Annotated in this window: 10 protein-coding genes; 4 read left to right on the forward strand and 6 right to left on the reverse strand. The window is 74.5% G+C overall.

Features of this window, described 5'->3' with window-relative positions:
• Positions 1 to 77: 77 nt before the first annotated feature.
• The gene (gene fxsT, locus KGD84_RS12165; RefSeq protein WP_255646476.1) at positions 78 to 2618 is read right to left on the reverse strand and encodes an FxSxx-COOH system tetratricopeptide repeat protein; all 2541 of its coding nucleotides are present in this window, start codon (positions 2616 to 2618) and stop codon (positions 78 to 80) included.
• 245 nt (positions 2619 to 2863) lie between these two features.
• Here fxsT and KGD84_RS12170 point away from each other — a divergent pair, with 245 nt between their 5' ends.
• The 3 genes from KGD84_RS12170 to KGD84_RS12180 all read left to right on the forward strand — a co-directional run bounded on the left by KGD84_RS12170 (position 2864) and on the right by KGD84_RS12180 (position 5761).
• The gene (locus tag KGD84_RS12170) at positions 2864 to 3037 is read left to right on the forward strand and encodes an FXSXX-COOH protein (protein WP_220560410.1); all 174 of its coding nucleotides are present in this window, start codon (positions 2864 to 2866) and stop codon (positions 3035 to 3037) included.
• A gap of 223 nt (positions 3038 to 3260) precedes the next feature.
• On the forward strand, positions 3261 to 5186 hold the full coding sequence (locus KGD84_RS12175) for a tetratricopeptide repeat protein (protein WP_338151209.1): 1926 nt from the start codon (positions 3261 to 3263) through the stop codon (positions 5184 to 5186).
• A complete protein-coding gene (locus KGD84_RS12180; RefSeq protein ID WP_220560412.1) occupies positions 5183 to 5761 on the forward strand; it encodes a hypothetical protein in 579 nt (192 codons plus the stop codon). Before KGD84_RS12175 ends, KGD84_RS12180 begins: the two co-directional genes overlap by 4 nt.
• On the opposite strand, the gene KGD84_RS12185 is transcribed toward KGD84_RS12180, so the two are convergent.
• The 4 genes from KGD84_RS12185 to KGD84_RS12200 all read right to left on the reverse strand — a co-directional run bounded on the left by KGD84_RS12185 (position 5673) and on the right by KGD84_RS12200 (position 10529).
• On the reverse strand, positions 5673 to 7007 hold the full coding sequence (locus tag KGD84_RS12185; protein WP_220560413.1) for an MFS transporter: 1335 nt from the start codon (positions 7005 to 7007) through the stop codon (positions 5673 to 5675). The genes KGD84_RS12180 and KGD84_RS12185 overlap by 89 nt on opposite strands.
• 235 nt (positions 7008 to 7242) lie before the next feature.
• Complete coding sequence (locus KGD84_RS12190; RefSeq protein WP_220560414.1) at positions 7243 to 8388, reverse strand: AAA family ATPase; 1146 nt, start codon at positions 8386 to 8388, stop codon at positions 7243 to 7245.
• Entirely contained in the window at positions 8372 to 9157 is a 786-nt protein-coding gene (locus tag KGD84_RS12195) for an RNA ligase family protein (RefSeq protein ID WP_220560415.1), read from the reverse strand. Before KGD84_RS12195 ends, KGD84_RS12190 begins: the two co-directional genes overlap by 17 nt.
• 85 nt (positions 9158 to 9242) lie before the next feature.
• The gene (locus KGD84_RS12200; RefSeq protein WP_220560416.1) at positions 9243 to 10529 is read right to left on the reverse strand and encodes a DUF2786 domain-containing protein; all 1287 of its coding nucleotides are present in this window, start codon (positions 10527 to 10529) and stop codon (positions 9243 to 9245) included.
• 428 nt (positions 10530 to 10957) lie between these two features.
• Here KGD84_RS12200 and KGD84_RS12205 point away from each other — a divergent pair, with 428 nt between their 5' ends.
• Positions 10958 to 12478 carry a cytochrome P450 family protein gene (locus KGD84_RS12205; RefSeq protein WP_220560417.1) on the forward strand — a complete coding sequence of 507 codons (1521 nt, stop codon included), beginning with the start codon at positions 10958 to 10960 and terminating at the stop codon, positions 12476 to 12478.
• A gap of 50 nt (positions 12479 to 12528) precedes the next feature.
• Here KGD84_RS12205 and KGD84_RS12210 read toward each other — a convergent pair whose 3' ends face one another.
• A complete protein-coding gene (locus KGD84_RS12210) occupies positions 12529 to 13755 on the reverse strand; it encodes an alpha/beta hydrolase family protein (RefSeq protein WP_220560419.1) in 1227 nt (408 codons plus the stop codon).
• Positions 13756 to 13831: the final 76 nt, after the last annotated feature.

Genomic DNA, 13831 nt, shown 5'->3' on the forward strand with positions numbered 1-13831 from the left:
GGGACGACCCTCTGCGGGGTTCCCGGGACGATGGACAGGGGAGCGGTCGAGGGCAGGGGTAGGGCCCCGGGCCGGGGTCAGAGCTGGCGGGGGTCGAAGTCGAAGGACAGCCGACGCCCGTCGTGGAACGCCTGGGTGAACTGGTGCTCGGCGCCGTGCACCCGGGTGAACAGCGGACCGACCTGTTCGCGCAGGGCTTCGGCCTCCTCGCCCTCCCCCTCCGCCCGCAGGTCCATGGTGAGGTTGGCCGCGCAGTTCAGGGTCAGCGGGTGCTCCTCGCCCAGCAGCGAGCGCAGACGGCGCAGGGTGCCCCGGCCCAGCCGGGCGGCGTTCTTGGTGTCCCCGAGCGCGGCCAGGTCGCCCGCCAGGTTCATCGCGACGCCCAGGGAGTAGTGGTGGTCGCGCCCCAGCTTGGCCTCCAGACCGGCCAGCGACCGCTCGTTGAGCTCGCGGGCGCGTTCGTTCTCCCCGACCAGGCGGTACAGGAGGGCGACGTTGCTGGTGCACCCGTGGTTGTAGGGGTGGTCCGAGCCGTAGACGTCGTCGTAGCGCAGGTCGGTGTCCTCGGCCAGCTGCAGGGCCTCCGACAGCGCCCCGGTCATGCGCCAGGTGTTGGCCAGGCACATCGCGGCGGCGAGGGTGTTGGGGTGGTTCAGGCTGTACAGGCGCAGGTGCCGTGAATGTCCGTCCTGGGCCAGTTCCAGGGCCTGGTCCAGGTCTCCGTTCATGCGCAGGGAGGTGGCCAGGCTGATCTGGGCCTGGAGGGTGCGCGGATGGTCGGCCCCGAGCTGTTCGATGCCGTAGGCCAGGGCCTCCTCGCCCATGTCGCAGGCCTCGGTGTAGTTGCCGAGCAGGCGGATGACGGTGGCCAGCCCGTTGAGGTAGGACAGCAGGGCCGGGGAGCCGGGGGAGCGGGTCTGCCGGTTGTGCAGCAGGTAGACGCGTTCGTTGAGGTCCCGCGCCCTCTCGAAGTCGCTGGTCAGGACGTAGTCGATGGACAGGTTGTACATGGCGCGCAGGGTGGCCGGCGCGGTGGGGCCCAGTGTCTCCTCGTGCAGGCGCAGGGTCTCCTCGTCGTGGACGCGCGCCTCGCGGAAGTCCCCGGAGGTGCGCATGTCCGCGCCCAGCCCGGAGAGCACCGACAGGGTCAGGGGGTCGGTCGGCCCCAGGACCGCCCGGGCCCGGGGCAGCAGCGCCCGGTCCAGGTCGTGGGCCTCCCGGTAGCGTCCCGCTTCGCGCAGCCGGTTGCCGTACTTGATCTGCGCTTCCAGCACATTCGGGTCGTCGGGGCCGGAATCCTGCGACCACTGTTCGATGAACTCGTGCGCGTAGCGCTCGTTCATCGCGTAGTTCCCGGAGGCGTAGAGGAAGTCCAGGATGTCGAGCGCGAACCGCCGGGCGTCGTCGGCGGTGCTCTCGACGATCCCGGAGGGGCGCAGGTGGGGGATCAACTGGAGGAAGCGCGTACGCGAGTCCGGGTCGCTCGTGCCGGTCGGGGTGGCGGTCGCCAGCAGGGTCCAGACCTCTTCGCGGACGGCCGTGCGCTGCTCGGCGCTCAGCTCGGCGCGGACCAGGGTCTGGATCAGCCGGTGGACCTGGATGGTGCGGTTGGTGCCGTCCAGGCGGATCAGCGCGTAGCGCCCCAGGTGCCCGATGGCCCGGCTCAGCCGGATGGGGTTGTTGAGCAGCTCCGTCATCACCGGGCGGACCCGGGGGTCCTCCACCGGGAAGAAGATGTCCCGGGGGATGGGGTCGGGGCCGAAGAACGAGCAGCAGCGGAGCAGCTCCATGGCCTCGGGCAGGTTCTCCTGGAGCTTGCTCACCGACAGCTGCCAGGCGGCGGTCATCGGGGCCGGGTACTCGGTCGGCTTGCCCTCGCGGAGCAGGGAGGCTGGCTGTTCGGAGAGGAGCCTCAGGTACTCGGCGTTCGACATGCCCGTCTCCGCCCGCAGGGCGCCGGCCTGCTCCAGGGCCAGGGGCAGGTGCCCCAGGGCCTCGGCGAGCTCCTCCGCCTCCTTGCGGGTGATGCCGCGGGGGATGCGCTTCTTGAGGAACTCGACGCTCTCGGTCTCGGGGAAGACGTCCACGGAGACGGTCTGGGCCGTCGCCTCCCAGCGGTGGTTGCGGGAGGTGATGAGCACGTGTCCGTGCTCGCCGCCCTCGGGGATGACGTTGCGCAGGTCCTCGGGCTCGTCCGCGTTGTCGTAGATCAGGAGCCACCTGCGGTGGGGCTCCCCCCGGCGCAGCGCGTCCAGGACGTTCTCCGAGGCCTCCTCGATCCCGCTGACGTTCACCCCGGGCAGACCCATGTGGGGGGCCAGGTGCGCGAGGGATGAGCGCACCAGGCCCGGCTGGTCCGCGTTGATCCACCACACCAGGTCGTACTCGTACCTGTACAGGTGCGCGTACTCCACCGCCATGAGGGTCTTGCCGACGCCGCCGTAGCCGTGGAGAGCGTGCGGGACGACGGCGGTGATCTGGCTCATCAGCCCCGACCTGAGCTGTTCGAGCTGCCGGGTGCGCCCGGTGAAGTTCTTGTTGCGCGACGGTACACCTCCCCACACCTCGGGGAAGCGTCCGGAGGCCCGGTTGCTCGTCGGCTTGTGCACATGGGTCACTCGGTTATCCTCCGGATTCACATATGTCACACCGGAAACTCTTTTCTTGATTCCGGTCGGGGGCTGGTCTCGGTGTGATCGTTCCGATTCCCGGGGTATTGCAGAGACAGGTGGCCTTCAGGGTAGGACATCGGCTACCGGAAGGACAGTGGGTGGAGGTCTGGAAAGTTCGCGGGAAGCGCGCGAGAATGGTTTCCGAAAGTCGTCGGACTTCGCACGCATCGATGTGCGGGAAAGAGTGGACGGTGCGAACCAAGGAACCCGTCGAGCGCCTGCCCGACCTGACCGTCTCCGGATGGTCCCTGTGCGATGTCGACGCCTTCGGCGAGTCCGCCATCGCCGCCGCCCTGCGGACGATCCTCGATCCGGACGGGGCGGAGAACGAAGCGGTGGCCGCCTTCGAGAACGAGGGCGGCTAGGAGAGGACGGCCTGCCGCCGGAGGCGGCGGGCGTTCTGGTGCGGACGGGGCCGGCGGTCTTCGGCCCCGCCGATCCGAAGGTTCCGATCGGGCGTCCCCGAAACCGGTCCCCCGTACGCGGAGACGGCGTCGGCGCACAGGGGGCCGACCGGGCGGGACCGATGCCCTCTCGCGGCCGGTATCCACTTCCGGCGTTCTGTTTCCGCTGGTCAAAGGTCATTCCATGAAACGAGCCGGCATTAATTCGGAGAGGGGTCCGGGACCGTTCATCGGTTCGCGGCCTTTCCGTGCCCTGGATCGCCTTTTCTTTCACGGACGCGAGAAAGAGACCGCGGAACTCGTCTCCGCGTGGCGGAACCACCGCCTCACCGTTCTGCACGGCGACACGGGGGTCGGGAAGACCTCCCTGCTGCACGCGGGCGCCGTCCCCGCGATCACCGACCGGGCCGGAGAAGTGCTGGCCGACGGCGGCCGGCGGTGGTCGGACGCCGGGCTGCCCGCAGCCGTCCTGCCCGACCAGAACCCCTACACCCGCGCGCTGGTCTCCTCCTGGGACCCCGACGGCCCTCCCGGCCGCTCCGTCGCGGACCTGGTCCGTGCCCGCGCCCGCGCCGACCGCTACGGCCTGCCGGTCCCGGTGTTCGCGGCCGTGGACCGGCTGGAGTTCCTCCTGCGCCCCGGCGGAGCGGACGAACAGAGCCGGCGCGACCTGCTGGAGGAGCTGTTCTCCTGCCTGGAGGAACCGGGGGAGCTGCGCCTGCTGCTCTGTGTGCGGGCCGACCACTGGGACGAACTGCGCGGCCTGCTCGACAAGCACGCCCTGCGGTTCGCCGAGGTTCCCCTGGGCCCGCTGTCGGTCCCGGCCGCGGCCGACGCCGTCGACCGCTCCCTGGAACGCGTGGGGCACGGACTGGACCCGGGCCAGGGACGGCTGCTCGCCGGGGCGCTGGCCGCCGCGGCCCCGGCAGGGGGCGGCGACGGGACCGTGGACCCGGGGCTGCTCCAGCTCGCCGGCCGGGCGATGTGGGAGGAACGCGCCGACCGGGACCGGTCCCTCAGCGGGGATCCGGACGCCGACACCGACCGGGCCCTGCGCGCCCATACGGCCCGCGTCCTGGCGGAGACGGCGGCCGAATGCCTCCTGTCCCCCCGCGCGCTGCGGGGCTGGCTCGACCGCGTCCTGGCGTCGGGGGACCAGGGGGCGCGGCCCTTCCGCGGCGGCGAGAACGCCGCCCGCGCGCTCCAGGACGGACACCTGCTGACCCGGCACCACGCCGACGGCGCCTATGTGGTGCGGCACCCCCGCCTGGCCGGGCCCCTGGCCTCCCCGGACCGGCTTCCCGAGATCCCCCGCGACGCCGGCGCCCACTTCTCCTTCGCGTGCCGCAACAGGGAGCAGGGCGACCTCCCGGTGGCCCGCGAGCACGCGCGCAGGGCCCTGGCCGCCCGGCCGGCGCCCCGGTCCGGGGGGCGCGCCCGGATCGTCTCCCTGCTCGGCGACCTGGCCTTCCAGGAGGGCGACCTCCCCTCCGCGGCCCGTCTGTACCAGGAGGCGGCCGGCCTGTGGACCTCGGCGGGGGAGGGCACGGCCGTGGGGTACGTCCTGGTCGCACAGGCCCGCTGCCTGCTGCTGGCCCGCGACCGGCCCGCCGCGCTGAACGTCCTCGGGGCCTCGGCCGGCCGGGCCGGCACCGACCCCGGGCTGCAGACGGGCCTGGGCCAGGCCCTGTGGCACGCGGGGCAGGCCGAGTCGGCCCTGGACGTCCTGGACCGGGTGCTGGCCCGCGACGCGACCAGCACCGAGGCCCGCCGGACCCGGGGCGAGATCCTCGCCGACCAGGGGGAGGCCGCCTCCGCGCTGCGCGACCTGGAACGTCTGCGGACCCCGGACAGCCCGTCCACCCGGACCGCCCGGGCCCTGGCCCAGGCCACCCTGTCCGGTGTCGGTACCTGGTCAGAAGAGCTGGACGAGGCCCTGGCCCAGGCCTCCGACAGCGGCCCGGTCCTGCTGCGCGCGGCCCGGGTGCGGCGCCTGCGCGGGGACCGCGACCTCGCCGCCCGGCTGGCGGCACGCGCGGTCAGGGCGCACCATCCGCCCCTGCCGCCGCACCAGGTGTCCACCGCCGCACGGCTGTCGGAGGAGGGGTGACGGGAGTCCTGGCCCAGCTGTCCGATCCGACCGTGCTCGTCGCGCTCATCACGGGGGTGACCACCGCGACGGCCACCATCACCGCCTCGGCCGTCACCGGCGGGCGGGCGGTCAGGGCCGAGGGGGAGCGGGCCCGCCACGCCCTGGAGGCCGAGCGCGTCCGCTGGGAGCGGGAGGACCGGGACCGCGGGGCGGAGTCCTTCGAGCAGCGGGTCGACGACGTCCGCAGCACGGTGCTGCGCTTCAACGTCACCGCCCGGTGGATCCTGCACGTGCGCAGGACGGGCCCCTCGGGGCAGGGAGGGGACGACCTGGCCGGGCTGCTGGAGCGGCTGCCCGACGAGGTGTTCGCCGCGCTCACCGCCGTCGAGCGGCTGCGGACGGCCCTGCCCGAGCGGGAGCGCGGCCTGGCCGCGGAGCTGGCGGGGGCGGTGGAGGAGGTCTCGACCCGGGTGATCTCGCGGGAGCACATCACCCCCGACGAGATCAGGGAAGGGCCGGACGCGGCGCTGCGGCGCCTGCTGGACGCGGTCTCCCCGCCGCCGACCGTTCCAGAACAGGGAGCAGGAGCGTGACGGCCAGCGCGACCGCCCCGACCCCGGCCAGCAGCAGCACGGAGGTTGTCCTCGGGGACAGGTACTCCAGCAGGTAGCCGCCGCACACCATGCCCAGGGGCAGGGCGCCGCTGGTGAAGACCCGGTCGGTGCCGATGACCCGGCCCAGGAGCCGCGGGGGGACGTGCAGGGCGCGGTAGGTGCCGCGCGTGACGTTGATGTGGGCGCCGACGAACCCGATGGTCCCCCAGGTCAGGGGCAGCCCCACCATGAGCCAGTGCGGGTCCAGGCTCAGGGCCAGCACCAGCACGGCCAGGGACAGCACCCAGGTCCACACGCACAGGGCCACCATGCGCGGGGCCGAGACCCTGCTCACCAGGTGCGGGGCCAGGACCGAGCCGAGCAGCCCCCCGACCCCGGTGGCCGCCAGGATCGCGCCGATGAGGTGGGGCGGCAGCCCCCGGTCGGTGGCCACCAGCATGATGACCAGCCACACCACCTGGAACACGGCGTTGGTGACGGCGCACACCACGAGCGTCAGCGTCAGCAGGCGGTCGCGGAGCAGCAGGACCAGTCCGGCGGAGAACTCGCGGACCAGGGAGGGGCGCCGGCCGGGCGCGGGTTCGTCCTTCGGGCGCATCCCGCGGGGAAGGAAGACGGTCCCCGCCAGCACGCACAGCGACACGACGGCGTTGGACAGCACGGGCGCCCACGCCGCCAGCCCGAACAGGAACCCGCCCAGGGGCCTGCCGATCATCTGGGTGCCGTGGACGTGGGCCTCGTTCTTGGCGGAGGCGGCGGCGAGCTCGCTCCGGGGCACCAGGCAGGGGACGGCGATGGTCGCCGCCGCCTCGAACAGCGTCGAGCAGACGGCGTGCAGAGCCGTCGCCGCGGCGAGCAGGTGGACCGGCGCCGACCACAGGACCACCGGGGCCACCAGCAGGACGATGACCATGAGCCGCCCCGTCTGGGCGGCCAGCATCATCCGGCGCGGGTCCCCGCGGTCGGCCAGGACCCCCAGGGGCAGGTGCAGCACGAGGTTGGGGACCAGCCCGGCCGCGGCGATCCAGGCCGCCGTCACGGGCGACCCCGACTGCGCCAGGGCGAGCAGCGGCACCATCAGGGTGAAGGTCATGGTGCCCAGGCCGTTGAGCGCCCCGCCGCTCCACAGCAGGGCGAAGTGGCGCCGCCACGGGGGGCGGGCGCCGGTGTTCTCGGGGACGGGGGGCGGTGCCGCGGCGCGGGTCCGGGCGGTCACCCCGTCCATGCGGAGGTCTCGGGCATGGCCTCGGAAGGAAGTCGACGTCGTTGTCCGACGGCGGCCGGGGATCCGGTGGCATCCCCGTGGTGCCGTCTTCTCCTACCTGCCTCGGTGGCCGGATGGGCCGTGAGGCGGCGCCGCGACCGTGTGTCGTCCGTGCGGCGCCGCAGTGGGACGGCGACAGCTTAATGCGCTGCGGGAGCGCATGCGCCCGCAACACGTCAACAGCGGGTGAAGTCGGTCAGGGTCCGGTGCCGACGAGGGTGAGGCGGTGGGCCTCGGTCGGGTCCGGGTGCTCCCAGCGGCCGACGAGGCGGTCGACGACCGCCGCCGGGACGGGCGCGGGGCGCCGGTCCAGGCGGGTGCGCAGCACCCCGGGCGGGGCCTCCACGGCGGTGATCTCCACGCGGGCGCCGTAGGCGGCGGCCAGGCCGGTGCAGCGGTCGCGCAGCGAGCGGGAGATGTTGGTGGCGTTCCAGACGAAGGACCGCCGTGCCCGCAGGTGCTCGCGGGCGCGCTCGTGGGCGGCGGCCGCCACGGGCCGCTGGTCGTCGGTGGGCCTCACGCCCAGCTCCGCGCGGATCGCGTCCAGGCCCACCACCGGCAGGCCGGGGCGTTCGCGGGCGATCCAGGTGTCCTTGCCGGCGCCGGGCAGGCCGGACATGACGGTGACGGTCATGCGGGTGTCGTCGTAGGCGTCGTGGTCGGGGTCGCGGTCGGGCCGGCGGAAGAACCAGAACCGGGCGTGGTCGGAGGGGAAGGCGCGCGGGCGGTCCAGGCAGGCCTGCTCGGCGCAGTACTCGCGGTACAGGCCGATGTTCTCCAGCACCTCGGCGGTGTCCCGGCAGCGGCGGCCCAGGATGTCGGCGGTGGCGAGCAGCGCGAGGTCGTCGTTGCGGGCGGTCAGGCTCACCCGGAACGCGATGCTGCGCAGGTCGGGGCGTTCCAGCGCCCAGAACGGCACCTGGTGGTGGCGCACCAGCGCCGCCACGTGCTCGCGTTCGGCGACGGGGGCGCCCAGCCGCCACAGGAGGGCGCGCACCATGAGGTCGCCGCGGCGGGAGTGGCCGTGGGCGGTGACGCGGCCGTCGTCCTCGCGGCGGGTGCACAGGGGTTTGGCGACGTCGTGCAGCAGCACGGCGACGAACAGCCGCGCCCGCTCGTCGGCGGGCCGGGCCCGCCATTCGGGCAGGGAGGCCAGCGCCTCGCAGGCCATGCGGGTGTGCACGGCCACGTCCCCCTCGGCGTGGTGGACCGGGTCCTGTTCGACGCCCTCCAGGGCGCGGACCTCGGGCAGGGCGTCGCGCACCCGGTCCCAGTCCAGGTCCCAGGAGGGCGGGGCGGGGCACAGCCCGGCCAGGTCGGCGTACTCAGTGGGTGTCCGCATAGAGCACCTCCGGGTCGGCCAGGCCGTTGGCGATGAGGGGGCGGTCCATCCAGTGCGTCCCCGAGTCCAGGACGGCGGTGGTGAAGTCGGCGCGCACCCACTTGTAGCGGTCGACGGTGCGCCCGCCCTCCTCGACCTTGATGTACAGGCCCTCCATGAGGTCGGAGCCGTCGCTCTCGGCCAGGGCGCGGTCGGGGTCGGCGCCGCCGGCGCGGGCGGCCTCGGCCAGGGCCTCGCGCCAGCGCGGGGTGCGGCATGTGGAGGGGCCGACCAGGGCGGTGAGGTCGGCCGGCCGGTCCAGGGGGCCGGTGTGCAGCACGGGCACCGACGCGACGGGCAGCCCGGCCAGCATCTCCCGCCGCGCGGGGGTGTCCAAGAAGGCGCCGTCGCGGGTGTCGAGGATGTCGAACTCGCAGAACAGGTGGGGCAGCGCGTCGTAGTACACGGTGTGCTTGGCGTACATCCACTCGCCGTACAGCACGTACCGGTCGCCCAGGCGCTCGTGCAGGCGCGGGGCGAGGATGGCGGCCCAGGCCTTGAACCGTGCGAACTGCCGCTCGCGCGGGCCGCCGGTCAGGTAGTGCCCGCGGCTCTGCAGGAGCAGCTCGCCGCCGGGGCCGAAGCCGATCCCGGCGTTGGCGCCGTCGAGCTTCTCCTCCACGACCAGGTGCCGTCCGGCGATGGCGGAGAAGGGGACCGCGGACAGGTCCCGGTCACCGGGCTGCAGGCGCGATCCGTGGATGTGCCGGGTCCGCGGGTACTTGTGCATGGGGACCGTTCTAGCGCGGCACGGGGACCGGCGGCCAGGGATTTTCCGGCCCCCGCCGGTGCCCGCCGTGTGGCCCCGGCCGGGCTCAGCGGCCGGTGACGGGGCGGCGCGAGCCCAGGGAGGCGGCGTCGGCGGCGGCCCGTCCGGCGTTCCACCCGTCCTCGCTGTAGGGCCCGCGCATCCGCGAGTAGGTGAGCTCGCCGAACGCCTGCTCCACGGCCTTCTCCACCTCGCGCTCGCGGGCGGCGAACAGCGGCACCAGGTCGCGTCCGGCCTCGGCCTGGGCCGCGTCGCGGACGCTGCGGGCCGCTTCGGTGAGGCGTTCGCCCACGCGCACCGCGAACGCCGACATGAACGAGGACCGGAAGTCCCTGCCCGCCCGGCGCCCGGACCGGTCGCGCACCGAGCTGCCCGCCCGCATCGCGGCCTCGGCCTGCACCAGCAGCGAGGTGAACAGCAGGTCCACGGCGTCGACGTCGTCGGGGAAGCCCATGACGGTGCACGTCTCCAGCTCGCGGTGCCACACCGCCCGGCAGTGGTTGGCCTCGGCGACCTCGTGCAGGAGCACGGCCTTGGAGTCGTCGTAGGGGGCGTCCACGGGCACCCGCCGGGCGTACCCGGCCTCGGAGGACTCCTCCTCGTCGGCCTCCAGCAGCGCCCGGTCGATGCTGTGCCGGGCCATGAGCTCCTGGGCGCGGGCGCTGAGCGCTTCGGCCTCCTCGGGGAACTCGGTGGACTCGGCCTTGGCCAGCAGGGCCCGGACCCGGGCGAGCTTGCCCCGGTCGACCTCGGTGCGCGCGCGGGAGGGGCGTACCCGGCCCGGGCGGTGGGAGCCGGGCACGTCCATGAGGCGCTGCAGCGGCGGCAGCGCGCGCAGCGCGGCCAGGGTCCGCAGCACCAGCTCGACCGCCTCGAAGCGCAGCAGGCCGTGGGCCCGGCCCAGGTGCCCCAACGGGTCGGCGACGGTCTCCAGGGCGCGCACCTGTGCGGTCCAGGCGGGGTCGACGGTGGCGGGGGAGTGGCGCTCCAGGTCGACGGCGGCCGCGTGGGCTCCCACCGCCGCAGCGGCCGGACCCAGCAGGCGGTCCAGGCGGCGCACGGCCTCGGCGGGCTGCCAGCCGCGCGCCCACACCGACCCCGCCGCGTCGCGTAGGGCCGCGGTCAGGGCCTCTTCGGCGGCGCGGGCCCGGGCCGGGTCCTCGGTGTCGGCGAGCAGCGCCGCCGCCAGGTCGACGCCACCGCCGCCGCGACCCGTGACCAGGGCGTCTACGGCCTCGGTGACGATGTCGGCCGCGGGGGACGCGGGCGCGGGGCCGTCCCAGTCGGGCACGGCCCGCTCGCGCGGCGCGCGCCGCTGCTTCCTGCTCCCCACCCGTGGCCCCCGTGTCCCGTCGTTCGTGGTCGGTGGACGATCCTACCGAGCGGCGCAGGCCCGCCCCGCACGTGAGAGAACGGAAATACCCGTGAAAAACGTCCGGACCGGAGTATCCGCGGCTTCGCCGGGGAAAGGGGTCCGTGCCGCGCATTCGCCCGGGAACCGCTCCCGTCGGCCGTACGGATCGCGCCGCCGGCGCCCGATCCGCCCGGTCGGCGGCGGTTCCGTGCTCCCTGGTCCGCGATGGCCGGAACGTCACCGTCGGTCCGCCGGAACGCCGAACACGTGCCATATCCCTCAATCCGGTCTCGCCCCCGACCGGGATCGAGTGTCGGTCGCGGAAAGGTGGACCTTTCCTCGCGGAAGCATTCCGGAAACATCCCGGTCCTAGCGTCTCCTGCATCCGCCGCCACCGAGGAGTCTCCATGCACCAGGGAACCGGCCCCGCCGACCATGAGGGCCCCTCGGCCGCGGGCCCGGCCCGCTGCCCCTACAGCGCGAACGGGGCCCTGGCACTGCACCGGGGAGGCGAGCTGCCCTGGCGGCAGCTGCGCGAACGCCACGGCGGACTGGTCCCGGTGGAGCTGGACCCGGGCGTCCCGGGCTGGCTCCTGCTGGGCTACAAGGAGAACCTCCAGGCCCTGCGGGACCAGACCCACTTCTCCGCGGACCCGCGCCCCTGGCGCGCCGACGGGGGACCGGCGCGCACCGAGGCGCTGGGGCACGACGGGGCCGAGCACCAGCGCCTGCGGATCCCCATCGTGGACGCGCTGGCCAGGGTCGGCACCTCGCAGCTGGTCCCCGTCGTGGAGCGCGCCGCGGTGCACCTGCTGGGCCGGGTCGCCGCCGAGGGCTCCGCCGACCTCATCGGCCGGTACGCCGCCCCGCTGCCCGCGATGGTCCTCAACGAACTGTTCGGCCTGCCCGACGAGTACGGTCGGATGCTCGCCGACCTCGCCGAGCGGTCCTGGAGCGGGGACCCCGAGGAGACGGCGGCCGCCGCGCGGGCGGTGCGCGGCTACTTCCAGGGGCTGGTGGAGCGCAAGCGCCGCGAACCCGGCGAGGACCTGGTCGGCCACCTGCTGGCCCACCCCAACGCGCTCACCGATCAGGAGGCGGTCGAGGCGCTGACCCTGCTGTGGCGGTCCGGGCACGAGCCCACCACCCACCTGATCGGCAACGCCCTGCTCAAGCTGCTGGAGGACCCCGGCGTGTGGACCGCCTACCTGGGCGGCACCCTCACCCCGGAGGACTTCATCGACTACGTCATGTGGACGGACTCGCCCCTCCAGGTGCTGGCGGGGCGCTACTCCACCATGGACATCCGGTTCTCGGGCGCGCACATCCGCCGGGGCGAGCCCCTGCTGTTCGGGCTGGCCTCGGCTCACACCGACCCGTCGGTGTCGCGGCACGGCGAGGACGCGATGGCCCTGGCCGGGAACCGGTCCCACCTGTCGTGGGGCGCGGGCGCCCACCGCTGCCCGGCCACCGCGTTCTCCCGGGAGCTGGTGCGCACCGCCGTCGACCTCGCCGTGGACCGGCTGCGCGGCATGGTGCTGGCGGTGGAGCCGGCCGACCTGCGGTGGCGGCCCTCGCTGTCGGTGCACGGGCTGGAGGAGCTGCCGGTGTGGTTCACCGCCACCGGTGAGCGGGTGGAGCAGGGACAGGGGGAAGAGCCCCGGGAGAGGAGGCCGGCCCGCACCTGGATCCGGCGCAGGCGCCGCCCCGCGGCCCAGGGCGCCCGGTACCAGGCGCCGCTGGCCCGGTCGGGCGGGGAGGACGGGAGCGACGGGGAACGGACCGAGGCGGCGGCCGTCGCGCCCCGGCCCCGCAGGCACCGGTCCCCGCAGGGCGCGGGCGCCCGGTACCAGGCGCCCTTCGCGGAGAAGGAGGCGGCCCCCGACCCGCTGGACCGGCTCCTGGCGGACTGGCGCCCCCGCGGCTGAACGCCCGCCGCCCCGGCCCGGGGCCGGAGCGGGGCCCCGCGGCCCGTGGGTCAGGGCTCGATGACGACCAGCTCGGGATGGACGGCGGCCGGATCCTCCAGCAGACCGGGGTCGGCCCCGCGCAGGTGGTGGTCGAAGAACGCCAGGGTGTAGGCCCGCGTCAGGTCCAGTCCGCGCCCGGTGCCCAGGTCTCCGTAGAGGCGCCGCCACTCCTGGGGCGTATAGGAGTCCCTGAGCCCGAGCTGCTCTGCCAGCAGGCCCTCGTCGACGGAGTTGGAGTGGCCCCCGCCGGCGACGCGGATCCACTGCCGCCACCCGGTCAGTCGGGGCCAGAACTCCCGGTAGCCCGCCTCCCATTCCTCGTTGAGCTCGAAGTCCCGTTGGAGCAGGGCCAGCGGCTTGTCGGTGCCCGCGTCGAGGGCGGGCCGGTAGTAGGGGCCGTCGTAGTTGATCCCCGCGTCCACCCGGTCCTCCACGCGCAGCGCCTCGGCGGTCGCCGCCCCGCCCCAGGAGTGCCCGGCCATGCCGACCCGGGAGGCGTCGATGACCCCCGACCACCGCCAGGCGGGGGCGGCGCCGTCGGCCCCGGTGAGCCGGTCCAACAGGAAGGACACGTCGGCGCCCCGCTGGACGGCCCCCTCGGGCCACGTCTCGGGACTTGCCTGCGCGGGTGGGCACATGGGACAGGTCAGGATCCGGTCGCCGGGAAACTCCACCGGACCCGCCTCGTGGGCGTGGTCGATCCCGGCCACCACGAAGCCGTGCGAGGCCAGGTCCTCCGCGAGGGAGGAGTACAGGATCGCGTTGTGCCCCGCGCCGGGGGAGACCAGGACCAGCGGGTACCCGTCGCCCGTGGGGCGCGCCGGGGCGGTGTTCGCCCGGGAGTGGGTGCGGACCCCGTGCAGGACATCCGCATACTCGTCGGGCAGGAGGCCGTCGGAGCCCTCGATCCAGGCCTCGGCCTCGGCCCCGGTGAGGTAGGAGGCGGTGCGGCCGGCGTCCGAGCGGGCCGGGTACCACAGGGTCGCCATCAGCTCGCGGGGACCGTCCGACCACAGGTCCTCGCGGTCGGCGTCCACCAGGTGCAGGTCGGTGCGGCCCACCGGGAGGCCGCCGGTGGGGGCGGGCAGGGCGAGCCGCGGGAGGCCGGAGGTGTCGGCCGCGGCGGTTTCCGGGACGGCGGTCAGTGCCAGGATCAGAGCGGAGGCCAGAGCGGAGGCCGACAGGAGTCGGACGCCCCGCGGGGGCGGACGGTCGTCGTGGATTTCAGGGGGCATGGGTTCCCGTTCCGTCGGCGGCGGAGTCCAGACCTCGACGCTACGCATCGTGACGCCGCCGGGCCATCGGGTGTCC

Origin of the sequence: Nocardiopsis changdeensis (genome assembly GCF_018316655.1) — a bacterium.
GTDB classification, from domain to species: Bacteria; Actinomycetota; Actinomycetes; order Streptosporangiales; family Streptosporangiaceae; genus Nocardiopsis; species Nocardiopsis changdeensis.

Bases quoted from the DNA above. Each gene is read 5' to 3' on its own strand.
- KGD84_RS12175 (WP_338151209.1), top strand. From the start codon at position 3,261: ATGAAACGAGCCGGCATTAATTCGGAGAGGGGTCCGGGACCGTTCATC.
- KGD84_RS12185 (WP_220560413.1), bottom strand. From the start codon at position 7,007: ATGGACGGGGTGACCGCCCGGACCCGCGCCGCGGCACCGCCCCCCGTC.
- KGD84_RS12190 (WP_220560414.1), bottom strand. From the start codon at position 8,388: ATGCGGACACCCACTGAGTACGCCGACCTGGCCGGGCTGTGCCCCGCC.
- KGD84_RS12195 (WP_220560415.1), bottom strand. From the start codon at position 9,157: ATGCACAAGTACCCGCGGACCCGGCACATCCACGGATCGCGCCTGCAG.
- KGD84_RS12205 (WP_220560417.1), top strand. From the start codon at position 10,958: ATGCACCAGGGAACCGGCCCCGCCGACCATGAGGGCCCCTCGGCCGCG.
- KGD84_RS12210 (WP_220560419.1), bottom strand. From the start codon at position 13,755: ATGCCCCCTGAAATCCACGACGACCGTCCGCCCCCGCGGGGCGTCCGA.